Raw genomic sequence first — 23630 nt, 5'->3', positions numbered from 1 at the left:
TTGGTAAGGTTATGATATATGATGATCCTAATGCCTATGGATATTCTAGTATTATATTTCCTAAAGATAAGAATGTAGTATTATGGATACGAAGATGTTTAGACCGTTTCTAAAAAAACTGATTATAGGGACTATTTAAAAGATCAACTAGTTTTATTATCGAATGGCCGTATGGTACAGTAAATACGAACCAATTCGATGGATTGTATGAATGCATTATGCAATTATAATTTATCAGAAAAATTTTATGTAGTTCTAATAATTGTTTTCGAATCCATGAGCATATAGTTACCACCGGGAATGTTTTTAGACTGGCCTTAAATGAATTTTAATCTCAGCAACAAATTTAAACAATAGGGAAAAATATTTGCTTTACTAATGACTTTGCCTTCCAATAAAATATCTGACAACAAATCAAAATTGTATCCATATCCTAGTAATTTAAACCACATTGCTGTAAGTGTAACTAATATTGAAGATGTAATAGCGTGGTACACAAAAGTTTTGGGTTTTAATGTTGTAAAACCACCTTTCGAAGCCATTGCAGATGACACTCACATAGGCAAGATCTTTCAAGATGTTTTTGGCAAGAATTTTAAGAAACTAAAGATTGCTCACCTAAGCTTTGGCAATCAAATTGGGTTCGAAGTTTTCGAATTCATTGAACCTAAAGAAGAGAAAAGGGAGGACAATTTTGAGTATTGGAAGACCGGATTCTTTCATATTTGCATAACTGATCCTAATATCGAGGAAACCACGGAAAGGATTGTTAATAGTGGTGGTAAACAGAGAACTCAAATATGGGAGTTAACGAATGGAAAACCTTTCAAGGTAGTATCGTGTGAAGATCCGTTTGGAAACATCATTGATATTTATACTCATGGCTACGAATACCTTTGGAGATCTGAGAATTATCAAAATTAGGATTCAAAAATACTATATTATAAAAATATCAAAAGAGTAAATGCATTTTTAAGTTTGTCTTAACATTTTAAGTCTATCGCTAATCATTTCTTTAAGATCAAAATTATTGCAAGAATTGTTGTTATCCTCTCCCGCCTCGCATTTTGAGTTTTGTTTAGATACTTGAACCTGATTTCCTCCGTCATTACCATTGCCACCATTGCTAGCGCTCCCACTGCCATCATTATCGTGTTTGGATATGCTTATGTTATTGCAAGAATTGTTGTTATCCTCTCCCGCCTCGCATTTTGAGTTTTGTTTAGATACTTGAACCTGATTTCCTCCGTCATTACCATTGCCACCATTGCTAGCGCTCCCACTGCCATCATTATCGTGTTTGGATATGCTTATGTTATTGCAAGAATTGTTGTTATCCTCTCCCGCCTCGCATTTTGAGTTTTGTTTAGATACTTGAGATTGAATAAAATCTTTTTTTCCATGTGCACTATATTCCATAGATCCTAAGAAAGAAAATGAGGTTACAGTTAATAGTAAAACCGTTAATATCATTACAGATGTTTTTAAACGATGCTTAATCTGCAAACTTTTACCCGTATATTTTTAAACAATAATATATAATATTACTATTTTTAAAGATTTGTATATAACTTATTTATATATCATAATAATACTAAATAATTCTATTAATTTTATTATTATAATATCTTGAATTGAGGTTCTACAGAGATGAGGAAAATACTATCCTAGTATCATGCTTATCATCCAGAATAACAACCATTTTTTTTAATTAACATGGCGCGTCACATTTTTTTGTGATATTTGTCAAAAGGTCAGATTTATTTCAAAATAACTTTGACAATGTTTTTCGTTGCTCAGACTTTTTCTTGATTCTCGCTCCCCACCTCCCCACCTCCCCACATACTTCAAGGACTACTACCAATTCTTTCAATTCCTATCTTTAACTTCATCGAGATCAATCCATCCTTCATAACTTCTCTTGGGACTTCAAATATAGAATTCCTGGTTGAAGAAAGTAAGATTAATCTTGGTAGATCAGAAAAGAAAAAGAGAAAGATAAATTGAAATACTATATAGGTTGCAGTGGATGGAAGAGCCCAGAATGGGCCAAGAAATTTTATCCTGCTGGATTGGAATCAATGCAATATCTTTCGTATTATTCCAAACTTTTCAAATTTGTGCATCTTGACCTCGGCAAGAGCTTATTTCCTCCAAGCTCTATTGCTCTAAAAAAATGGGCGAATGAAACTTCGGATGATTTTCGATTCTCTATAAAAATTCCTCAAAATCTTATCAATAAGACCATGAGATCAGACCAATTTGAATCACTTGGAAGGTTTTTGGAAGATTTACAAGTGCTAAAAGAAAAAATTCTTGTAATTTTATTGTCACCACCCCCCCAAATATCCTTACGAAATACTGGACGTACCTGGTTAGAGGAAATACTGCATAACGCTACTTATCACGGTTTTTCTGTGGCTGTTGATTTTGGGAACACTAATACATGGTACCAAGAATTAACGTACAATATTTTGAGAAAACATAATTCATCTTTTGCTTGGTCACATTCCGGATATCGATATTACTATCCAGCCGTTACTTCTAATTTCATTTTCCTTAATCTTGATAATGCTTCTATCAATAATGACCGAGCTATGAGATGGATCAATTTGATAAAGCAAAAGGAAAAGGAAACAGGTTATCCAAAATATACCAATAATGTTATTGATTATTCAATTATTGTACTCCGGAACCCGTCCATGGTTCATCTTATTCAAAATTTGATAATTCCTAAACCTAAAAGTGTTAATTCATCAGAAGATTCCAAAAAGCCTTCTCTTGCTACTCAAATCTGGTCGGGAAAAATTATCATGCACATTGACATGAATGCTTTTTTTCCAGCCTGTGAAGAACTGAGAGACTCTTCTCTTAAAGGTAAGGCCCATGCAGTAATAATGACTCCTGAAAGAGAAGGCAGCTTGATAACAAGAGGCGCCGTCGCTTCTTGTTCATACGCAGCTCGAAAATTTGGCGTTAGGTCTGCAATGTCTTTATCAAAAGCCAAGGAGTTGTGTCCTAGCCTTATACTAAAACCTGTAGACAAAGAATATTACAATTCGATCTCTCAGCAGGTAATGAGACTATTGGAGGAATATGCCGATGCATTAGAACAAACTAGTATCGATGAGGCATACATTGATTGCACTAAAAAAATTTCGCAGTATCAAAAACAGAATATTTCAGGAGATAATCCTGTCGATCAGAAAAAATTGAAAAATACCCCTAATCATTCCACAAGAAAATATGACATCCAGGAGGGTTTTTCAATCCTGGAATTTGCATTAAATATTAAAGATTCTATCAGGTCACAGTGTAATGGACTAATTTGTTCAATTGGAGTTGCGTCAAACAAGTCGGTTGCCAAGATTGCATCTGATTTTCAAAAACCAGATGGGCTTACTATCGTTTATCCTCAAGACACTATAACATTTTTGTCCGCACTGGCAGTAGATAGAATATCTGGAATTGGAATAAAAACTACACGTACACTTAAAGACATGGGGATTGAGACTATAGGACATTTATCCGATTCGAATATCCAAAAACTGTCTGATCAATTTGGGAAAAAACAAGCACTGTGGATGTGGCAGATAGCAAATGGCAAAGAAAATGAACCTGTTATACCGCGCGAAAACAACCTGTCCTTAAGTACCGAGGAGACATTGTTAAGACCTCTAATTAATAGAAAAGATATCCTGAATATTCTTGTTAATGATATGGCTGATGATATTTATGAACGTGTCAGGAGAAAAGGATACAAGTTTAAAACTGTTGGAATCAAGTTAGTTAGGACTGATTTTTCAATTGAAACCAGAGAAATTACCTTTTCATCTTATCAAAAGACTAAAGAAAGTCTAATATCTGTTATGGGGACATTATTGAATCGATTCAGTCTTAATGATGATGACAGCAACACCGAAGAGATTGGCGAAGGGGATATTCATACTGCCAATAGCTATGATGTAAATTCCATGTACATAAGAAAACTTGGCATTAAAGTGTCCAACCTGCTAAAAATAGATAAGGATGGAAGAAATCCTCAAAAATCCATAATGGATTTCCTTTGACGTTATTATTAATATTTTAATAAAATTTTGACCATTCTAGGACATTTAGGAAACTCTGGATAGATAAACAATAAAGAAAAACATATTTTTTGCCCTGTAATGGATTGATATCGACACTTTATATACATCCTTAAATTTATAAAAACAGTCTTCTAATTATTATTAGCCAATATTTATGAGTGTGCCATCTTCTTTCAACCACAAACATAAAATTATTTATGACAACAATGTTTTAGAATTTCAAATAATTCGGACACAAAGAAGAAGAAAAACTTACGAAATTTTGATTGAATATGGCAATGTGTCAGTACGAACTTCAACATCATCATCCTTGAAAGAAATCGAGTCACTCGTAAGTAAAAAGGCAAAGTGGATATTTCAAAAAATCAAAGAACAAGATAATCCAGATGCATCAATTAAAGTACCCCTTTATCAAAATAATTCTACTTTACCATATCTTGGAAAGAACTATGGATTAAGGATTATTGGTCATAATTCGAATCTATTGAGTTTTTCTAATAATGGATTTATTATTTACGCCAATAGAAGAAACGTAAAACGCATTTATGAACAATGGTTAGCTAACATGGCTTATCCGATTATTAGTCCAATAATAGCAAAGTATTCAAAACTTCTAAATGTGTCACCTACAAAAATATTGCTAAAAAAATTGAAAAGTAGGTGGGGCAGTGCAACATATCGTAATATCATAAATCTTAATATCCATCTTTTAAAGGCTCCAATGGATGTAATTGAGTATGTGGTATTACATGAACTAAGTCATCTCATTGAAAGAAATCATTCTAAGCGATTCTGGAAAATAGTATCAGATAATATGAGTGATTATAAAATCAAAATAAGGTGGCTCAAAATCAACGGCCCTTATATTTTATGAAGGTCTTCTTTTAGTTTTAGATATTTCGTGTCTGTACTTTTTTTGACTAGCATCTTATTATTACTAAAGATTAGCTAACCTTAGTGTCGCGGTCCTCACAGTACTTTTACTTAGAGTCGTGAGTCGTGTGATGCTAAACACTAAATAAATAAAACAGACCTTTCAATTAATTGTGTGTTCACGCTAAGGAATTGTATTCTTCACACTTTTGCAGTTATTTTTGCACTATTTTTTGTTCTATGGTATGTTGAAGTTGAAGTTGAAGTTGAACCTAAACTTGCTAGTGGTCAAAATATGAATCCAGATGCGAGTCTATTTAAGTGTGATTCGTATGTTGGCGAGTTTTATACGCTAAACAAGTCCTTGGATTGCGATTTTGAGAATGGTATATCAATAAATACCAATAATACTGTTATTAATTTAAATAACTTTTCTATTTTGGGTTCAGGTTATTTGAACCCTTATACCGGCATTTTGATATCAGATAAAGAAAATGTTACTCTAACGGGAAATGGAATAGTTGGTCATTTTCAAATTGGCGTCTACATAAATAACTCCAAAAATGTTGTTATATCTAAAGTTAACTTCACAGGGAATGAAATTTCCATTTATGCTGCAAATTCTTCAGGAATTCTCATAGACAATAATCGATTCTATACTAACACTGCCGGGATTAAATTCTTCACAAATGGTGATTCTATGATTTCAAATAACACATTTGATTCTAATGATATTTCTTCTATTTCTTTATTTGGTTCTCATGATAATATAATAAATGATAATCTTATATCCAGCAGCTTAAATGGAATATTTGTTGATACTAAAAGTACAGCTACTTCTTTGAATTCTAATCATTTTACAAGGAGTTTTGGTGTAGACATAAACATAGGAAATGGAGGAAAATTTAACGAAATCGGTAATTCAATTTCAAATAATACTTGCTCTATAAGTATACCTGAAAAATTGTGTAAATAGCCAATACAATAATCTACATATATTAATCGATAAGTAATTCAAAATTTTTATACCATTTGTGTATAGTAGGTTTCGACAATATGAGTAATCAAGATGCCGAAAGGGATGAAATCAAAGATGAGACCCATGAACTACAAGACGATGAGAGCGATATAGAGGAAGAGGAGGAAGAGGAGGAAGAGGAAAAGGATATAGATTTTGAAGATGAAGATGAAGATGAAGATGAATCCGAGGAGGAAAACAGTGACCCACAGCCCGATAATGGCTAACTGACTGATAATTATCCATTCTTTAGTAGATGGAGGCAAATGCAAAGACAAAGGGTAACTGGCCTAATTGACGAATTCGTTTCTTTTATTCTTTTTTGAAATGTAGTCGGTAATATGATATTTGTTATACCAAAATAGGGCACCAGACATGATTATGAAATCAGCGATGTAAAATAAATCCCACGGTAAAGCCGATGCTGAACCGTTGATGTAATCATTTGTATAACCATTATCGGCTATAGCATTTACTAATAACGATAACGAAGCTAGTACCCAAGGTACCGAGTGTTGGTACTCTCTATATATATTCAACAATATGGTTATCGAGGGAATAATTAAACATAAATCTAAAATTGGATATAGTAAAGTAACTACAAGATCTGACCATCCATAACCTTTTTCAGCAGCATCAATCTCCCAATTATTTAAGAACGATTCTGGTAAAGGTAGGAAGCTAACAAAATTGACTATAACAAACCCTATAACAACTGCAGAAATAATTGTCAGAGTTACAGACAAGTTTCTAATCTTTATTGTTCTAATAATGGATACCAAATGAAAAATAAGAAACAGATACCCGCCCAACCATAGCATATCTAATAGAGTTATTCGCTTAAATTCATCCACATGTAAGACAAAATAAGAGTACATTATTCCCAAGTCTGCTGCAAACCACAATGCAATACCAATTGTTAAAAACAAATAAGATTTTCCATGGCTTCCAGAAATTCCATGTCTTACAACCGCTATTACGCCCAAACCCGTGGCAGTAGCACCTGCAATATTAAGACTAATTATTGCAATTGCATGCTGAAAATGTTCATCAGGGATTAGTACTATGGATAAATCGACAAATATAATGCTCGAAACCATCAAAATTATTAGATACTTTAATGTTTTTTTATAACTTGATTCGTTTGCCAATTTATTTTACGTTAATGCCTTTCTTAAATACCTTAATTGATGGACTATTTATCTATTATCTGTGGATTTTTGCCTAATTATGATATGACTTGATTGGTCTGGTCCTCTTTATCATAGTGTTTATCATAATTACTGTTTGTAATAGTTTTAATTTTCTTAAACGTTCTAGCTTATTTAATTGGAATCCTGCTGAAAATATTTGGTAATTATGTCTAAATGGAATTACTATTCGCCTACAAATTTTAGACCATACTTTGTTTCTCCTATATGAAGTGTTATTCTATCATCATCGGTTTTGATGTTGGGGATATTGGTATTATAGTCATTTTTAATAGGCATCCCTACTTCTTTGAAATAATTTTCAAATCCTGCCGGAGAAATAATCATAATTAATTTACCTTCCTCTACCCCAATTTTATTATATGAGTGAAAAATATTACTCTTTAAATTCAAAAACATTCCCGGATCCGCTTTAATACTTTTGTCTCCATACTCGAAAAGAAAATTTCCTTTGACCACATAAAATACAATATTTTCATTACTATGTTTGTGAGGAGGTACATTCTGCTCGACCCCTGCTGGAAATAGTAGTTCTAAGACCGAATAATTTTGATCAGTTTCTTTTCCTGTAATACCTATGGTATATATCAATCCTCCCAAAAAATATCTAGAGCAATCATTTTTTATACCCTCGTTTAGATGATTGTGTTTTATGAGGCTGTCTTCATTCATAACCATAGTTAGTAATTATTGATATAAGCATTCTAGTTGTGCTTTACCAGTCAAAAATTTAGGGTGTAAACAGTGAGAATAAAATATACATTCAACATTGTCAAATTACCATTTTAATTTATACAAATGAGAGTAACTTTTCTAAGAATTAAGAGTTCTTACAATCTTTTCGGGATATTTGCTATCCATAGTCCAGAAGCTTGTCCATTAAATAATACCAAAAAGAGGTTTTTAAAGAGATCTTTAATAAATTGCAGTCAAACTCTGAAAAATATGGGGTAAAAAATATCAGTGGATTCTATATGTCTGTGCTTAAACATGAGTGGATTATTATGGTTGAAGCAAACAGTGCTCATGATATAGAACAACTCTACATTGGTTCAGACATCTTTTCCTTTAATACACTGAAAATAGTTCCATTGAAAAACTATCAAGACGTCGTAAGCAAGCTTGCCTGGTATTTTCATTTACTTTTGTATTTTTTATATATTTATAGAGAACCATGCTACTATAACTTGATATTTTTTGGCTAGTGCGAATAATTTTGGAATAGAAAAGGGAAAAGGCGATGTAGCGATAAAATGGATAAATGAATTTATCATAAAGAGCAACAAATCTTTCAAAATTTCTATTACAAATAATCAAATACATACCTTAAATTTTGGAGATTTTGATTTGGTGGAATGGAGCGGTGATTGGAGCATAGCCAGAAACGTCATAAAAAAATCAAGTACAAAATTAAATATCAAAGTAATTGAGGCTGGATATCATAAAAAACATAACATCCTTGAAGCATTTTTTGGAATGAGCCAAGAATTTTGCAAAGTTTATAGCAGTGGAAAATTTGTTGGGACATTGATCCTTAAAAGAAAATCAGGCAATTGGATTGTAGCTAAAGAGAAACGCGGATAGCTAATGATCCATTCTTATTTTCGTCATGTTTGTAGACTTTATTATTAATATTATCAGGAAGACACTCTTATGCCTTCATTTGTAATGTTTATATCTTTATTATTTGCATCTACCTTATCATGCATTATCCACTTTTGGGTCGGAAGAATAATGTAGTTTTGCGTAATTGTGAGTTTTAGATCATCAACGTAAAAAATTCCGCTGACCAGAATTGTTTTTTTATCTAGGATTCTGGATTCAAATACTATTTCACCAGCTTTATCAACAATCAAAACATGATCAAGATCTGATTTTTTTATTTTCAGATCTGGGGAACAATATTTGCATACGTTCTCTACGACTTCAATTACTAACTTATTGTCGGGATCGACTATATTGACCGAAATAAAAGGATTTTGTGAATCTGATATTTGTTCTAATTTGAATAAAGATTTTTCGTTATACCTTATGATTCTTGGACTATTTGATATAAAGTTATTACCAATCAATAATGTAAAAGTCATGTTATATGTGTGATCCATTACGTATCTATTTTATTCTTCTCATTTAGAAATTACATATACACTTAAAACTGTTCTAATATGCTCAAAGATTGTGTCACTAAAGAGCGATATGGCGATTGGTGTAATTGGGGTTGGCATGTTAGGTACTGGGATTATAGAACGATTAATAGAACTAGGTACTAAAGTAAATGTTTACGGTAGGAACAAAGCCAAACTCACTTATTTTCAGGATAAGGGTGCAAAAATATTTAGCGATGCCCGAACCTTGGCTGAACAAAGCGATTTAATAATAACATGTGTTACTAATTTTGAATCATTGAAGGAAATTCTGTTTCAGAAGAATGGTGTGATGAAATGTAGTAACAAGGAACTAATCATTGCAGATTGTACAACCGTCAATTCTGATCAATCTTTGTACTGTTCAAATCTTGTAAGGGAACGGGATGGATTTACGTTCATGAGCACCCCGGTGATGGGTGGACCCAATGACGCGAAAAAGGGGGAACTTATTTCTCTTGTTTCAGGAAATGAAACCTCATTTAAAGAAATCCGTCATGTTTTGGAAAAAATTTCCAAACACGTGTTTTATGTTGGCCAAATCAATGGGGTTTCTAATTCCATAAAATTGGCACTCAATCTAAATATAGCCATAATTACCTTATCCTTGTCTGAGGGATTAATTTTAGCCAAACATAGTGGAATAGATCCAAATCTCTATTTACAAATTCTTAATCTTACTAAGCTTAAAACTGGAATTAGTGAAAGGAAAGGTCAAATGATGATAAATAATGATTATTCGCCTTCTTTTTTCCTAAAAAACATGTTAAAAGATATAGATCTAATGATGGATGCATCACAAGATTTGCGGCTGTTTCTACCCATGACCTCCTTATCACAGCAGCTTTTTAGGGCAGCTAACAATAGTGATGATAGAAAAAATAAAGACTACTCGGTAATTTACCAGTTTTTGGAGGAACTAAATTCTAAATGAAACCATCTCATGATAGATGAAAAAATGTTAAATTAAGAATTGTCATGACCATATTTTTATGTTAAAAAATCTAATTACATTTTGATTTTGATAAGGAAGGCAATCTATTATGGTGCCGGGCCGAAATTAATGTTTTTCACACAATCGTCAGTAAATTTTTTTTAGTAATTTATTGCAGATTTTATGTATTGTCATTAATATAATTTAGTGAAAATGGATAAAATATCATACCAGGCTTGGCACATAAAAACTCGATTAAAAATAAAGGCATTATATGGGGAGAAAACCCTGAATTTCTCGCAATTATTGGGAAAACTATATATCATTTAATCACGCTATTATAGTATATCTTTATGCGAAGTGTTGACAGTAGTGAAGATCCTTTTGTAAAAATTGCATCTCTAATAGGAGGGGATGAATATCATCATGTTGCCAAAGCACTGTTAAAGACTGAAGATTCAACCGACGAAGAAATTGCTGTTGCAACAGGTCTTCGAATAAATATTATTCGAAAAGTTCTATATGATCTTTTTGGAAAGGCTCTGATAACGGGTATTCGCGTTAAAGATGAGAAAAAGGGATGGTTTGTGTATAGATGGAGAGCAAAGAGAGATAATGTAGATAATTTTATTGACAATCAGAAGAAGAAAATATTGGAAAGATTGCAAAATAGACTTGAATATGAAGAATCATCCGAATTTTATCATTGCGGTAATTCTGCTTGTGATAGAATAAAATTTGATTATGCAATTGAACTATTCTTTAAGTGTCCTAATTGTAAAGAACCATTGAATATGGTAGATAACAGTAAATTGAAAGATGCATTAAGGTATAAAATAGAACAACTTAGTTCAAATACCGTAAAATAACAATTTCTTATTTTATTTTGATATTTTTATAATGTAGTATTATTTCACCATTATTTTTTTTTTGTATTCGTGACAACTTTATTTTTACACTTTCTTTAATTGTCTTGTAGCCTTCTCCACCCACTAATGATATCGCCTTTTTCCCACCAATTATGAGCGGAGATATAGTGATTATTATCTCATCAAACAAGTTATTTTTTATGACGGACCAATTTATTTCTCCTCCACCCTCCACTAAGACATTTGATACACCCTCCTTTTCTAATTGATCAAATAATTTTTTCAAATTCACCTTTTCTCCATTGTCTTCTCCTCTATCTTCTCTATCCTCTTCTGTTCCTTGGTCTAGCACAACTATTTTGATACCTCTTTCCTCCAATTTTTTCAAATTCTTAGATGGAGCTTTTGAGGTTACCACTACTCTGGTTTCAATTTGATTTGCTGTTTTTACAATTTTGGAATGAATGGGGATTCTAGCTTTGCTGTCTATTATTATTCGAATAGGATTTTTAGTACCTTTTTTATTCATACCATATCGTATCGTCAATAATGGATCGTCGTTTATAACTGTAGAAATACCCACCAAAATTACATCTGTTTCTCTTCTTAATCCGTGAACACGTTTGAGATCTAATGCCGATGAAATTTTTGTGTCGCCATTAACGGTCGCGATTTTTCCATCAATACTAATAGCCGCATTTAGTATTATTTTCATTCGTCGCTGATACCTTTATCTTATTGATGTTTTTTCCAATACAAAATTACCATCAATCATAACTGCTTTTAGTTGTCTCTCAGTGCATCTGTGTACTATAGACATGTGGGGATCATGAATCGGATATAGATCTAAATCGTATTTATCAATAAAAAGCAAATCTGCCTGAAATCCCTTTTCAATACTTCCGATATTTAAGTTAAAAATTTTACCGCCATTTATTGTAGCCATTTTTAGCACCTTCCTTGCATCTAGAAATCTAGTATTCCTTTCAACAGCTCTTTGACTCTTTATGAGAAAATCCATTTCTCTAAACATGTCCGGAGAATTAAGCATAACATTATCTGTTCCGATACCTAATTCAAAATTATATTCTAACATTTTTCGTAATGGTACAAAACCTGTTCCAAGCACTCCATTGGCTCTCGGGCAAATGACTATTTTCTTTTTGTTCTGATATAATAATTGCAGGTCTGAGTTCGATGGATTGGTAACATGAATATATATGTCAGGGTTTAACGTATTAACGGTTCTTTCAATTTCAGTCTTTTTGTACTTTTTTACAGATTCCATTACTGTTGTTTCGGCCTCCGCAGCATGTATTGCTACCACTGGATTCTTCCTATGACTTTTCAATTCAGTTTTACCCTGACCTTGACCTTCTTCATATTTCATAATTATTTTATTATACAGCCTTAACATTTCATCAGTATTTTCGTTTGCACCACTAATGCCAAAGCCATCACAATTCTCAACTATTTTACTACCCTGATTAATAATATGGTTTTCTTCTATCCAGTTCGGGTTTCCTAAAGTTTTACCATTTGACCCGATATCTTTACCATTTTCAAGAAATCTAGTGGTAGTACCCGTTTCCTCATAATTCGCATTAAAATCAATTCTTCCCAGTATCATCTTCTTTATAGCTATATTTTCTAAAGCATTTTGTATGAGGGTTATTCCTTCTAGTCCTCCTTCCCTGAAATCCACAAAGGTAGTTATTCCCTTATGTAGCATTGACATTGCTGCATTTCTAATCATTTGCATTAACTGAGAACTTGGAGTTTTTTCGAGTATTGTCTTCTTAATACCATACTGTGGATGTATTCTTTGATTTAAATCCGAACTAGCTGAGACGTCTTTTCCTATGGCGTCTCCTATATGAACATGAGAATTTATTAATCCTGGGAGGAGAATAAAACCTTCTGCATCAATAATGTCTATTTTATTATCATTATTGACTGAATTGTTTATTACATCGCCTTTTTTTTCTGTATTTTTTTTGGATGTGAATACATCTTCAATCGTTCCATCTTCATTAATTAGTATAGTTCCATTCTGAACTATTTGAAGTTCCTTACCAAACAAAATGTACGCATTTTTTATTAATGATTTTTTCAATTCGATTCAAAAACATTAATTATTTTTCCGCTTCTTCTGTAGGTTCTTATTGAATCAAGTGATTTGGTTGCTTCCTCTGCAGCTTTTCTTGCGTTAATGCCATTTCCTATACCGCAATTCAGCTTGATTCCAGTTGAATTTATTAAAAAATTAACTATTTCTGCTATTCTTTTTATTTGAATATCATTTTTTGCAACAATCATAAAATTATCTCCTCCCAAAAAGAAAGTCAAACTTTCTTCCTTGAGGAATGAATCTGATATTGCCAAATAAAGTCTCATTATTAAATTTGTGATTTCGTAGGTTGAAAGATTTTTAGCTATCGAGGTAGAGCCATTGATGTCTATGTGTAATATTTTTAAGTTGTTATGGCCTCTTTGATTTTCTAATTCAATAGTTTGTTGGCCCTCTTGTACCTTGAAATTTTCTCGTATACCGTAAATATTTGGACAGATCATGTTTTTTGCATCTCTTTTTATCTCATGTATTGCCTTGTCAGCTTCTAGTGGAGTTTTTCCAGTCCCTATCGTCATTGATATCTTTATGTTTTCATTTTTTTTTGAAACCCTGTCATGGATTTCTTTATGATCAGGTAAGCTAATTTCATTTGTAACTGCAATAAACTCATCAAATCGGTTAGAAAATACTAATCCGTTTTTAGCAGAAAAACATTCTTGAAGATCTGCATACATTTTTGACTGCAGAATTTGTAAAGCATATTCCCTGTCACTACCTAGGGTTAGAGTCCATGCACCATAACCCTCTAATTTTATTACTGTTATTTGACAAACCAACCTAATCTACTATTTGTATATCGTTACTTTTCATTTTATTATTTCTTATTTTTCTTAGTCTCTTTCCCATCTCGATCGCGGTATAAACTGCATGATGAGATGTGGGAATTATTCTTGCTTCGGCCTGCTCAAATGTCATATCTGGTCCGGTGATCCCTAAGGATATGGGTTTATCATATTTTAAAGAAAGTTCGCAAAGTAACTTGGCTGTGCTGTTAGCTATTACTCTGTCATGACTGGTATCACCTTTTATTATTGCCCCCAGGGTCACTACTGCATCAACATCCTTTTTTTTTAGAATTGCTTGTACTACAATAGGCATATCAAATACACCGGGAACAAAACAAACGTAGGTTATTTTTGATGAAAATTCCTTTGCATATTTCTTGGCCTCACTCAGCATAGCAAAGGTTATTTCATTATTAAATTCTGAAACAACAATCCCAATTCTTATTTTCATCTCTGTTTTTCGAATGATTCCGCATAGGTTATCAAATCTTTTGCCTCGATGATTACTAGATTGTTTTCCTTTGCATATTCGACTGCATCCTTATACGATAAGGCGTTGTAACTGTGGGGATCTAACATCTCACAAATAGTTGTGACGTTCGTCATATCAGCAATTTTAGTAAGAAAGATTGACATCTCTGTGTGTCCTTTTCTTTCATTGAGTAACCCTTTCGAAGAAATTAGAATAGGTACGTGTCCCGGTGTTCTAAAGTTGCTACGAAACTTTTCAATCGTTTCTTTCTGATCTTTCTGATAATCACTCAAATCATTACAAATATTTGCTAGTGATGAAATGGTTAAAGCTCTGTCACGATCAGTTATTCCAGTGTAAGTGTTAATGTGGTTTAGCGTAACGGAAAAAGATGGTCTGTCACCATACGGTGAGCTGTTACTATTAATAGAAGAAATGGTTTGATTCGTGGGTCCAAAAATATTTAGTACATCGTAAATAAATGGCAACCCCAATTTTGTGGCTATCTCCTTTGATATTGCCGTGCAGATCAACCCTCCAGCATCCTTTCTCATTGTAGCAATGTGTTTCGGAGATATATTATTAGAAGATACGACCATGTCAACCTCGTCTTCACGACCATCATCATCATGAATTAAAACGAAATTTCCATTCTTTAACGAAGTTATGGCTTCAGATATCCTTGTCAATTATATTTTTTTATACTTTAATGTTAATATATATTACTATTTTTCTTGTTATTACCAGAAAATTGGTAGATATTTGATATATATCTTGATAGTATGTCTACTTCAATGTTAACCGCATCGCCTTCCTTCTTGATTCCCAGTGTTGTGTTCTCCAAAGTATGAGGAATCAGTGCTATTTCAACGATACTCTTTCTAACGGTTACGACAGTGAGACTTATTCCGTCTATTGCTATAGAGCCCTTTTGAGCAATAAGAGGCAATAAATCTTTATTTAATATTTCTATCTTAATTCTACTTCCCAGGTTCCCTCTCTCTAATTTTTTGATTATGCCAATGCCATCGATGTGCCCTAGCACAAAGTGACCTTCCAGTTTACCTCCAAGGCTTAGACTCCTTTCAACATTTACTTTGTCTCCTATCTTTAAATCAATAAAATTAGTTCTATTGATGGTTTCATCAATGACCTGAAAAGTGGCTTTGGAATGGTTTAACTTTGAAACAGTTAGACAAACTCCATTTATTGATACACTATCTCCAATTTTGATATCTTTTGGTTCTGGTAAAACTAGGGTAATTTCGGTGTGGTGATTCGCTTTAATATCGCTCTTCTTAGTCTTTTTACTTTTGTTTTTTTTAATGTTTTCGATTTCACCTAAATATTCTGTAATTCCGGTAAACACACTTTGTAATAAACGAAAATATAATTTGAAGATTGTTGAAATCCATCAAGTGTTGCTCCTGATAATTTATTTTCTCTTACATTGAGTCTAAAATTCTTCTGGCCTGTTTGTAATGGACCGCGTCTATCATCTTCCCTTCTAACTTTACTGCACCTGCATTAGTGTTTTTCGCGCTGTCTAAGGCTTGTACTACTTTTTTTGCCCATTCGATGTCCTGGTTTGAAGTATTAAATGCGTTGTGTACATGCTCAATTTGGGATGGATGAATAATACATTTTCCATTATAACCCATTTTTTTACCTAGGGCAAGATCTTTTATCAAACCGGTATGATCATGAATGTCTTGCCAGATGGAATCAATAGAGTCAATACCTGCAGCTCTAGCATCTACAGGAACTTTTGCTCGACCATACATGAAACCAGCAATGGTCTCCATATCCTGATTATCAATTTTCATGTCGTGTAAGAAATCAAAAATGCCAAATACCAAAGTAGTAATTCTCGGATCTGATTTACCTATATTGTACGCATTAACTACTCCCAACGCAGATTCAATAGATGGAATTATTTTAATGATCCCTCTTTGAATGTTTTTTGCACTCTCTTCTTTTTCAATTATTCTTGAAATTTCTGCTATTTGTCTGTCATCATCGACCTTTGGAATTACAATTGCATCAATCCCTGGGGTGATTATCTTTTTCAAATCTGTAATCATCTGATCGGATGTTGGGGAATTGATTCTTACCGCCAGGATTCGCTCCTTGTTAGCATCATCAATCTTATTTATCTCTTGAATTGCTCTTCTTACACTTTCTCGTGCAATTTCTTTATCTTCTCGAGGTACAGAATCTTCTAAATCATAACAGATTATGTCCGAATTTATTGTTATAGACTTTTCTAAAAATCTCTGATTGTTTCCAGGAATAAAAATTAGACTTCTTGATCTTCCCACAATATACTTGTATTTACAGCTGGATATAAAAAAATTAAAGTTTTTGAGGAGTGGTTAAGATCTTTCCTATTTGTTCGGCCCCTGCCATCATTACGTGACCTTCCACCATATTTGAGAAAGGTAATGTAGTGGCAATAAGTGGCTTTATTTTATTTTTGCTTAACCAATAAATGACCTGCTCTAATTCTGCTTTTGTCCCTTGAGTGGAACCAAGCAAGTTGGTACCTTTGAAGAATAAGTATCTCAAATCTAAGGTAGAATCATAACCTGTTGTAGCTCCTGTAGCAACGAGTGTGCCTCCCATTTTTAACAAGCCAACTTCTTGGGGGAAAACGTTTTTTCCAATGTGCTCAAACACCACATCCACACCTTCCTTCTTGGTAATTTCTCTTACTTTTTTATACCAATCAGCCTCCCTATGGTTCACAACGTTGTCTGCGCCAAGTTCCAGACATTTATCCATTTTCTGTTGGTTTCCTGCTGTGGCAATGACATTGCAATTGTACAACTTTGCGATTTGTATGCCTGCCATGCCTACACCACTTGTTCCACCCATTATCAATGCCGTTTGACCTGGAATTATTCTTGCCCGTCCAACAAGCATGTGCCATGCTGTCATTCCCACCATTGAAATGGCAGCAGCATCCTCAAATGATACATTTTCTGGTAGTTTTGCTACATTTACTTCCGGTAGATGTGTATATTGAGCGAAACCTCCCCACAGCGGACCGGTTTGGAATCCCCATATGGTTCTCTCTTTACAATCATACTCTCTTCCTGCTGTACATTGCTCACATATTCTACAACTCATATTAGAATGAGATACAACTCTGTCGCCAACCTTGAACTTTGTTGTATCTTCTCCTATCTCAACTACTGTTCCTGCCACATCACTTCCAGAAATATGTGGAAGTGGTGTTTTAACCGGATCTCCCCAGATTGCCCATAAATCGTTATAATTATATGATGCCGACTCAACTTTTATCAAAACTTCGTTTGCTTTTATTTTTGGTACGTCGATGTCTTCAATTTTTACTACTTTAGTAGGATCTTTGTTATATTCTCTAAATACAGCTGCCTTCATGGGGAGAAGATATTTTAAAACCTTAATATAGTTAACTCAAAATCATAGGTTACTAAATAATAACCTTTAATACCTAAACAAAAAACTTATAATTTATGTCAAATCTTATCTTATCTTCTATTGATTTTAAAATCCCTTTTTGGTTGTTGAATTGTAGAAAGAATTTGTTTTAATTCATCGTCTGTTATTGCTCTGTTTAATCTTCCAGTAGTAGCTGCATTTAATAGATAATTTTCAACAGCTGAAGCAAGCTCTGGCTTGACCATCTTTACATTCATGAGTCTTTGCCTTGCCTCAACATCTAATAACATACCTAGGGCTTTTTGCTTCATTGCCTCAGCTTCAGCCTGCTGCCTTCTAATTTCATCGTCAGAAGGCTGATGAGATTGTGGGGGGCCAGACATGCTAGATCCTCTATGCGTATCTTTCTAAATCTTTATTAAGTTTAGATATCTCTTTAAAAATTTCAGTGGCTAGTCTGTCAACTCTTTTCATACCTTCGCTTGATATTGATCTACCTTTGCTCTTTTTTTCTACATATCCTGATGCCTCTAATTGTTGTAAGGCATTTCTAATGATTGCGCCACCAGCATCTTTATGGTGATCTAAATTATAGCCAATTCTTTTTCTTCCTCCATAATAACTTTTTAAATCCGAAATTCCTATTGGGCCATGTAAATACACCTTTCTTACTAAAGATGCACATCTAGTATACCACCAGTCTCTGTTTTGCGGAATTTTTTCTGCATGAGTGCCGGTTTTTACATAACTGGCCCATTCTGGGGGATTTATTTTCTTATCTTTTTTAAGTTGATCTGATAATTTTGATATCAAGTCATCTGCTGGAACATCAAAAACCTTTGCCATTTAATATTACAAATTTCTTTCATTAATTTTCCCTTATAATCCTTATTCTTTATCTTGTCATCTGTATGCCCAACTGAACAAAATATCAGATTTGATTGGGTTTTTCAATAATTTTTCTATACGTGTGACCACATAATTTGCAGGTTATCCTTAAAGCCTTTGTATTCGATCTACCTATCCTAATGATTGAATCCCTACCTGGGATGATAAATTTTTTACATTGCTTACAAAAAAGAAGCTTGTATTCAAAAGGTATTTTTAGTTTATACTTTAAGATAATTTTTTTAGCAATCACAATATGGTGGTCAGAGAATTCATCTCTAGAATATAGTGCTCTATCAATCAAAACCTTTACTCTTTGCATTGCTATTTGTTTTATAACGCTCTTCTTCATGACATACCTTTTTGTGATTGACTTGCTGTTTGCATTATATATCTTTAAATAATAATTATTTCCCTTTAAATCAGTATCATTTGTTAAATTTGATCATAGCAGATACTTCTCTTGAAATTATACCTATCAATGTTTTCAAGCATCCATCTCTTAAAAAAATTCGTAATAGTGGGAAAAAGCCCAAAGAAATCTTGTTAGATAGATCTCTTCACCATTTCGCTATGATGTCTGCTAAACTAGATGAGGACTATAAGAGGGGGAGACCAGATATCCTTCACATTGCTTTGCTCAATGCATTAGCCACGCCTCTATACAAACGAAACTATCTTAGGGTGTTTATTCATACAGTTGATAATAACGTTATTTTGGTAGGGAATAATGTTAGGTTTCCCAAGTCTTATTTTCGATTTGAGGGTCTGATGTTAAATCTCTTTAGAGATAAGAAAATAATTTCAGAAGAAGGGCAGTTATTATTGGATCTTCGACCTAATACTAATTTTGGAGATTTATTAAAGGTGTTTGTTAAACCTGAAATAGTATTGGGTTTTTCAATAACAGGTACCTATGAGAGCCTTGAATCGATAGGTGCCGGTCTGGCATCATATACAAATGGATGTGTTGTTATTGGAGGCTTCCCAAAGGGACATTTCTCAAAAAACATTGAATCCTATTTTGACAAAAAGTTATCCGTATCAGACATGGGATTAGAATCCCAAATAGTTATCTCTCGATTGTTATATGAATATGAAAAAAATATTCTAGTCTAAAAAAATTAATGGGCTTATCTTGCCCTTCTGGCCATCGATGCTAGTGCATAAATTAGACCAATCCCTAAACCGACTGCTAACGGTACCCAAACTCCAAAAGCTTCAGGGTTTATCACTATTTGTAAGAACTGCAACATTGAGGGTTATAGATCATGGATATATATAAGGTTTGTATTGCCTTATTTTTTATTCTACATAAGACATTATTGAATAAAAAACAATCGATTACTATGATATTATATTTTTGTAAATCGATATAATATTACCAGATTCTTACGAAATCGTGGATTCTAGTGGACTATGTATATTTACTTTAAATTACCCTCTCGAACTGATTTTATATATGAAGATGCAGAAAGAGCTGCGCAAATTTTGTCCGAAATGTAAAACTCATACTACTCAAGCTGTTTCTACTTATAAAAAAGGTAAAGATAGAAAGGGTGCTCAAGGTGCCAGGCGCCACGCAGAAGATAAAAAGGGGTATGGTGGTCAAAAATTCCCTGAATTAAAAAGGACCGCTAAAACTACTAAAAAGGTAACCCTGAAATATACTTGCAAAACTTGTCAAAGAAAGACGATGAAACAAGGAATGCGAATTAGGAAATTGGAGATCCAGGCTTAGTTGGAGTGAATGATTGTGAAAAAACATAACATTATGATCCCAAAACCTCGTAGTCACTTTGTAAAAGTTGAATGTGATTCATGCAAAAATATCAAAGTCTTGTATACTTTCGGTACAAAACCTATTTCATGTCCATCTTGTAATGCTGAACTTTTGGTAAATACCGGTGGCCAGGCTAAAATACTTGGCAATATCCTAGAAACCTTGGATTAATCATTTCTTGATTTTGGCTTCACATCCTACAATCCAATAAATTTTTCTGTTTTTTTCAAGTCGTCAACCGTGTTAATATTATAAACTAATTCCAGATTACTCATGATCACTGGTACTTCTTTGATTTGGTCTATATGCTCCAATGCGGCAATAGTGTGAAAGTCTAATATCGAAATCCCCGTATAACAATAATCAACTTTACTAATTTCTGTTATGAAAGTTGAGGGAACGAAATTGTTCTGAATAAACATTTTCTTGTCTACAACTATTGCAATACTAGGACTACTCTGATACAAATCTGAAATTTCGTCTATGGTTTTAGATGATATCAGGGGAAGATCAGTAGGTAAAAACAAAATTTTATTATACGCAAAATCTTGAATTCTATTTCCCCATTTGTTTTCTGTATTTTTGAAGAATTGGAGTACAATTAGGTAATCATTTGAAAATCCGCTACCAGTTGTCTCTATCAGTGTTATATCATTACAGTATCTGTTTGTTAGGAACTCTTTGGTTTTTACTGCATTCTTACTCACTGCAGCATATATCTTAAAATTCTTTTTTGAATTCTGTACCGCCTCTATCATGTATTCTATCAATGATTTATTCCTCAATTCTAAGAGGGGTTTTTCTACTTTGACTGTTGGATTTGTATTCAGTCTACTTCCTTTTCCTCCACACATTAGAACACAACTGATCATTTCTCTCTTTTTGTCAATTTGATTTTGTTAATTTAACAACTAATAAAATTTGCTCCTTAATTATGACATTCTTTAATTGATTTCCGGGTGAATTTTATGATTCTTATTATCTTGCTATCTGTTCAAATTGCTAATGTAAATGTCCATGAATCCATCAATCAATCAATCAATAAATTAACTTATTTCATTTTTGGTTTAGCAAAATTACCACTTCATGCCAATCCAGATTCGATAGACGGTAGTTGATTTGAATATCACCTATCTACATGTCTTTACTACATCAAATTTAATAAGATAAATATTGGTTAAAGGTTCATTCTTTTATTTTTTCAACCTGCCTGTAATTTGCTCATTACAAAAACAAGATTGAACTTTTATGACAGGGATAGGAGTGAACAAAGTCTTACTATTTCGTTTGTTGCTCCCATTACATCTCCTGTAATTCCTCCAAAGTTCCTTTTTGAAATATAAATGACAATAAAACAACAAATAATTCCTACAATAAATATCTGCAATCCAATCACACTCATGTCTGAAATCAAAGCTATCAAAGCTATCAAAACTATAGTAATGATTGTTGCAATTGCCATTTTCTTTTTTGATTTCATATTTTTTGTAAACAATGAACTATATCCATCCCAAGCTGACTCACAATAATGAGACTCCAGTACCATAGAATATTTTGACATGATTTCGGAGAGAATTATTGCAATCATTAACCTATCTAAACTTGTGATTGAAGAGATTGATATTACCATTCCAATAACATATCCTGAAATCGCGACAGTTCCTGCTGATCCAATTCTTGGGTCATGCATTACGTTGTATTTCTTTTCTTTGTTTCCTCTTACCATAATACCATCGGCAAAATCTGCGAGGGCGTCAGTATGATGTATGCCTGTTAAGACTATTAGAAAAATTGTTACTATGAATGCTGATACAAATTGATTAAATAAATAAAAGGAAATTAATACTACAGGAATAGTTAAAAGTCCTATTAATAGTCCAATAAAAGGGAACAAGAACATTTTTTTTGAAATGTCCCCTAAACCATCACTCTTGCCAAATTTTCCAATAGGTATTATTGTTAAAAATGAAATGATCTCTAAGATGCTTTTAAATACCAAATAATATTATCCACCAATTAAAATAGTTCAAAATCATGATAACAGGAATTAGAAAACTAAACATAAATATCAGTGTCGCTATCTTGCTTATTTTTAAGGATGTTTTGCATTTTTGGATAGTACGTTGTTCTTTCATATCTCCTAATTTATAATGATCAATTTTCTCTAACTGAATATTCAATCCTCCAGCCATAATTGACATTGGTACCCCTGCATTGAAACTTTCGGTATTTTGGTAGTCTCTTTTACATATTTTTATTGCATTTTTCCAATCTTGTCTACAAACCATCATAGCGATAATCAAAAAAACTGATGACAATCGTGCAGGTATGGCATTTACGATGGTATCAAGTTTAGCTGACATCCATCCCACTTTATTATAGTAGTCATCCTTGTAAGCGATCATGGAATCCAATGTGTTTATGGTTCTATACATCATAGAACCTGGAATACTTAAAAGACCATAATAGAATAGTGGCGAGAGTATACCATCTACAAAGCTTTCTGCTACACATTCGATACAAGCTGATAAAATTCTGGACTCTGATAGATTCCGTGTGTCCCTGCTGACAATTTTTGATAAATTTCTGCGAGCTTTATCCAAATCATTTTTGTCTAATTCCTCCAAGATCTCCTTGATATGGTTATCCATAGCTCTTATTGAAAATGTTGTTTTTAACAACGCTGCCGATACTATGACAAAAAAAATAATACCTAACAAAAAAAGTGATTGCATGCAAATATAATAAACTACCAAACTAACCATGACTGTTAATCCTAATGCTAAAATCGATCCCATTACCTTTTCAAAATTTTCTTTATCTTTATCTTTCATGTATTTAGAAGCATTTTTTATTATTTTAATTAAGAAGTTTATGATTCTACCAATCAATACAACGGGGTGTATCCTATTTGGCGGTTCGCCTAAGGTGATGTCTATCAAAGTCGCGATAAATAAGATTGATATGATTTCTGTTACGATTTCAAGTGACATGGCTTGATT

31 protein-coding genes are annotated in these 23630 nt (G+C 33.0%); 13 read left to right on the top strand and 18 right to left on the bottom strand.

What is annotated here, in order from left to right:
* Positions 1-378: 378 nt before the first annotated feature.
* A complete protein-coding gene (locus tag AAGU22_RS12760; RefSeq protein ID WP_458719483.1) occupies positions 379-924 on the top strand; it encodes a VOC family protein in 546 nt (181 codons plus the stop codon).
* A gap of 48 nt (positions 925-972) precedes the next feature.
* Here AAGU22_RS12760 and AAGU22_RS12755 read toward each other — a convergent pair whose 3' ends face one another.
* Positions 973-1419: a hypothetical protein gene (locus AAGU22_RS12755; protein WP_458719482.1), complete on the bottom strand. Its 447-nt coding sequence runs from the start codon at positions 1417-1419 to the stop codon at positions 973-975.
* 584 nt (positions 1420-2003) lie between these two features.
* Between AAGU22_RS12755 and AAGU22_RS12750 the strand changes: the two genes are divergently transcribed.
* The 4 genes from AAGU22_RS12750 to AAGU22_RS12735 all read left to right on the top strand — a co-directional run bounded on the left by AAGU22_RS12750 (position 2004) and on the right by AAGU22_RS12735 (position 6209).
* A complete protein-coding gene (locus AAGU22_RS12750; protein WP_458719481.1) occupies positions 2004-4070 on the top strand; it encodes a Y-family DNA polymerase in 2067 nt (688 codons plus the stop codon).
* Between the two features lie 181 nt (positions 4071-4251).
* The gene (locus AAGU22_RS12745) at positions 4252-4965 is read left to right on the top strand and encodes a M48 family metallopeptidase (RefSeq protein WP_458719480.1); all 714 of its coding nucleotides are present in this window, start codon (positions 4252-4254) and stop codon (positions 4963-4965) included.
* A 174-nt stretch (positions 4966-5139) separates the two neighbouring features.
* The gene (locus tag AAGU22_RS12740; RefSeq protein ID WP_458719479.1) at positions 5140-5940 is read left to right on the top strand and encodes a right-handed parallel beta-helix repeat-containing protein; all 801 of its coding nucleotides are present in this window, start codon (positions 5140-5142) and stop codon (positions 5938-5940) included.
* Positions 5941-6020: 80 nt separating this feature from the next.
* On the top strand, positions 6021-6209 hold the full coding sequence (locus AAGU22_RS12735) for a hypothetical protein (RefSeq protein WP_458719478.1): 189 nt from the start codon (positions 6021-6023) through the stop codon (positions 6207-6209).
* Positions 6210-6272: 63 nt separating this feature from the next.
* On the opposite strand, the gene AAGU22_RS12730 is transcribed toward AAGU22_RS12735, so the two are convergent.
* Together AAGU22_RS12730 and AAGU22_RS12725 are read right to left on the bottom strand one after the other, a co-directional pair.
* Entirely contained in the window at positions 6273-7133 is an 861-nt protein-coding gene (locus AAGU22_RS12730) for a hypothetical protein (protein ID WP_458719477.1), read from the bottom strand.
* A gap of 225 nt (positions 7134-7358) precedes the next feature.
* Complete coding sequence (locus AAGU22_RS12725; RefSeq protein WP_458719476.1) at positions 7359-7865, bottom strand: cupin domain-containing protein; 507 nt, start codon at positions 7863-7865, stop codon at positions 7359-7361.
* A 251-nt stretch (positions 7866-8116) separates the two neighbouring features.
* On the opposite strand from AAGU22_RS12725, the gene AAGU22_RS12720 reads away from it, so the two are divergent.
* Together AAGU22_RS12720 and AAGU22_RS12715 are read left to right on the top strand one after the other, a co-directional pair.
* Positions 8117-8398 carry a hypothetical protein gene (locus AAGU22_RS12720; RefSeq protein WP_458719475.1) on the top strand — a complete coding sequence of 94 codons (282 nt, stop codon included), beginning with the start codon at positions 8117-8119 and terminating at the stop codon, positions 8396-8398.
* Complete coding sequence (locus AAGU22_RS12715; RefSeq protein ID WP_458719474.1) at positions 8391-8777, top strand: hypothetical protein; 387 nt, start codon at positions 8391-8393, stop codon at positions 8775-8777. Before AAGU22_RS12720 ends, AAGU22_RS12715 begins: the two co-directional genes overlap by 8 nt.
* A 53-nt stretch (positions 8778-8830) precedes the next feature.
* On the opposite strand, the gene AAGU22_RS12710 is transcribed toward AAGU22_RS12715, so the two are convergent.
* On the bottom strand, positions 8831-9280 hold the full coding sequence (locus AAGU22_RS12710) for a hypothetical protein (protein ID WP_458719473.1): 450 nt from the start codon (positions 9278-9280) through the stop codon (positions 8831-8833).
* A 91-nt stretch (positions 9281-9371) separates the two neighbouring features.
* On the opposite strand from AAGU22_RS12710, the gene AAGU22_RS12705 reads away from it, so the two are divergent.
* A complete protein-coding gene (locus AAGU22_RS12705) occupies positions 9372-10271 on the top strand; it encodes an NAD(P)-dependent oxidoreductase (protein ID WP_458719472.1) in 900 nt (299 codons plus the stop codon).
* A gap of 353 nt (positions 10272-10624) precedes the next feature.
* Positions 10625-11140: a transcription factor gene (locus tag AAGU22_RS12700; RefSeq protein WP_458719471.1), complete on the top strand. Its 516-nt coding sequence runs from the start codon at positions 10625-10627 to the stop codon at positions 11138-11140.
* A gap of 7 nt (positions 11141-11147) precedes the next feature.
* On the opposite strand, the gene AAGU22_RS12695 is transcribed toward AAGU22_RS12700, so the two are convergent.
* The 11 genes from AAGU22_RS12695 to AAGU22_RS12645 all read right to left on the bottom strand — a co-directional run bounded on the left by AAGU22_RS12695 (position 11148) and on the right by AAGU22_RS12645 (position 19167).
* Positions 11148-11855 (bottom strand): 2,5-diamino-6-(ribosylamino)-4(3H)-pyrimidinone 5'-phosphate reductase, encoded by a 708-nt coding sequence (locus AAGU22_RS12695; protein ID WP_458719470.1) that lies wholly within the window; start codon positions 11853-11855, stop codon positions 11148-11150.
* Between the two features lie 15 nt (positions 11856-11870).
* The gene (locus AAGU22_RS12690; protein WP_458719469.1) at positions 11871-13256 is read right to left on the bottom strand and encodes an amidohydrolase family protein; all 1386 of its coding nucleotides are present in this window, start codon (positions 13254-13256) and stop codon (positions 11871-11873) included.
* The gene (locus AAGU22_RS12685) at positions 13253-14050 is read right to left on the bottom strand and encodes a GTP cyclohydrolase IIa (RefSeq protein ID WP_458719468.1); all 798 of its coding nucleotides are present in this window, start codon (positions 14048-14050) and stop codon (positions 13253-13255) included. Before AAGU22_RS12685 ends, AAGU22_RS12690 begins: the two co-directional genes overlap by 4 nt.
* Before the next feature lies 1 nt (position 14051).
* Positions 14052-14510: a 6,7-dimethyl-8-ribityllumazine synthase gene (gene ribH, locus AAGU22_RS12680; protein ID WP_458719467.1), complete on the bottom strand. Its 459-nt coding sequence runs from the start codon at positions 14508-14510 to the stop codon at positions 14052-14054.
* Positions 14507-15220, bottom strand: a complete 714-nt coding sequence (gene ribB / locus AAGU22_RS12675) for a 3,4-dihydroxy-2-butanone-4-phosphate synthase (protein WP_458719466.1) — start codon at positions 15218-15220, stop codon at positions 14507-14509. The genes ribH and ribB overlap by 4 nt, the downstream gene beginning before the upstream one ends.
* Before the next feature lie 23 nt (positions 15221-15243).
* A complete protein-coding gene (locus AAGU22_RS12670; protein WP_458719465.1) occupies positions 15244-15900 on the bottom strand; it encodes a riboflavin synthase in 657 nt (218 codons plus the stop codon).
* A 76-nt stretch (positions 15901-15976) separates the two neighbouring features.
* Complete coding sequence (locus AAGU22_RS12665; protein WP_458719464.1) at positions 15977-16852, bottom strand: HpcH/HpaI aldolase/citrate lyase family protein; 876 nt, start codon at positions 16850-16852, stop codon at positions 15977-15979.
* A 34-nt stretch (positions 16853-16886) separates the two neighbouring features.
* Positions 16887-17936: a zinc-binding dehydrogenase gene (locus AAGU22_RS12660; RefSeq protein WP_458719463.1), complete on the bottom strand. Its 1050-nt coding sequence runs from the start codon at positions 17934-17936 to the stop codon at positions 16887-16889.
* A gap of 110 nt (positions 17937-18046) precedes the next feature.
* A complete protein-coding gene (locus AAGU22_RS12655) occupies positions 18047-18340 on the bottom strand; it encodes a DNA-binding protein (RefSeq protein ID WP_458719462.1) in 294 nt (97 codons plus the stop codon).
* A gap of 10 nt (positions 18341-18350) precedes the next feature.
* Complete coding sequence (locus tag AAGU22_RS12650) at positions 18351-18803, bottom strand: 30S ribosomal protein S19e (RefSeq protein WP_196816889.1); 453 nt, start codon at positions 18801-18803, stop codon at positions 18351-18353.
* Positions 18804-18888: 85 nt separating this feature from the next.
* Positions 18889-19167 (bottom strand): ribonuclease P Rpr2/Rpp21/SNM1 subunit family protein, encoded by a 279-nt coding sequence (locus AAGU22_RS12645; protein WP_458721785.1) that lies wholly within the window; start codon positions 19165-19167, stop codon positions 18889-18891.
* Between the two features lie 110 nt (positions 19168-19277).
* Here AAGU22_RS12645 and AAGU22_RS12640 point away from each other — a divergent pair, with 110 nt between their 5' ends.
* The 3 genes from AAGU22_RS12640 (at position 19278) to AAGU22_RS12630 (ending at position 20799) form a co-directional block, all read left to right on the top strand.
* Positions 19278-19964, top strand: a complete 687-nt coding sequence (locus AAGU22_RS12640) for a ribosome biogenesis protein (RefSeq protein WP_458719461.1) — start codon at positions 19278-19280, stop codon at positions 19962-19964.
* 343 nt (positions 19965-20307) lie between these two features.
* A complete protein-coding gene (locus AAGU22_RS12635) occupies positions 20308-20586 on the top strand; it encodes a 50S ribosomal protein L44e (protein ID WP_144728764.1) in 279 nt (92 codons plus the stop codon).
* 15 nt (positions 20587-20601) lie between these two features.
* The gene (locus AAGU22_RS12630; RefSeq protein WP_458719460.1) at positions 20602-20799 is read left to right on the top strand and encodes a zinc finger domain-containing protein; all 198 of its coding nucleotides are present in this window, start codon (positions 20602-20604) and stop codon (positions 20797-20799) included.
* A gap of 26 nt (positions 20800-20825) precedes the next feature.
* Here the strand turns inward: AAGU22_RS12630 and AAGU22_RS12625 are convergent, their stop codons facing one another.
* Positions 20826-21482, bottom strand: a complete 657-nt coding sequence (locus tag AAGU22_RS12625; RefSeq protein ID WP_458719459.1) for an NTP transferase domain-containing protein — start codon at positions 21480-21482, stop codon at positions 20826-20828.
* A gap of 114 nt (positions 21483-21596) precedes the next feature.
* On the opposite strand from AAGU22_RS12625, the gene AAGU22_RS12620 reads away from it, so the two are divergent.
* A complete protein-coding gene (locus AAGU22_RS12620; RefSeq protein ID WP_458719458.1) occupies positions 21597-21746 on the top strand; it encodes a hypothetical protein in 150 nt (49 codons plus the stop codon).
* A 128-nt stretch (positions 21747-21874) separates the two neighbouring features.
* Here AAGU22_RS12620 and cobS read toward each other — a convergent pair whose 3' ends face one another.
* Both cobS and AAGU22_RS12610 read right to left on the bottom strand, forming a co-directional pair.
* Positions 21875-22627 carry an adenosylcobinamide-GDP ribazoletransferase gene (gene cobS, locus AAGU22_RS12615; RefSeq protein ID WP_458719457.1) on the bottom strand — a complete coding sequence of 251 codons (753 nt, stop codon included), beginning with the start codon at positions 22625-22627 and terminating at the stop codon, positions 21875-21877.
* Complete coding sequence (locus AAGU22_RS12610) at positions 22617-23621, bottom strand: cobalamin biosynthesis protein (protein ID WP_458719456.1); 1005 nt, start codon at positions 23619-23621, stop codon at positions 22617-22619. Before AAGU22_RS12610 ends, cobS begins: the two co-directional genes overlap by 11 nt.
* Positions 23622-23630: the final 9 nt, after the last annotated feature.

The organism is Candidatus Nitrosocosmicus sp. R (assembly GCF_054408505.1).
The sequence above is the reverse complement of the archived record's forward strand: the minus strand, read 5'-3'. Positions and strand labels throughout refer to the sequence as shown.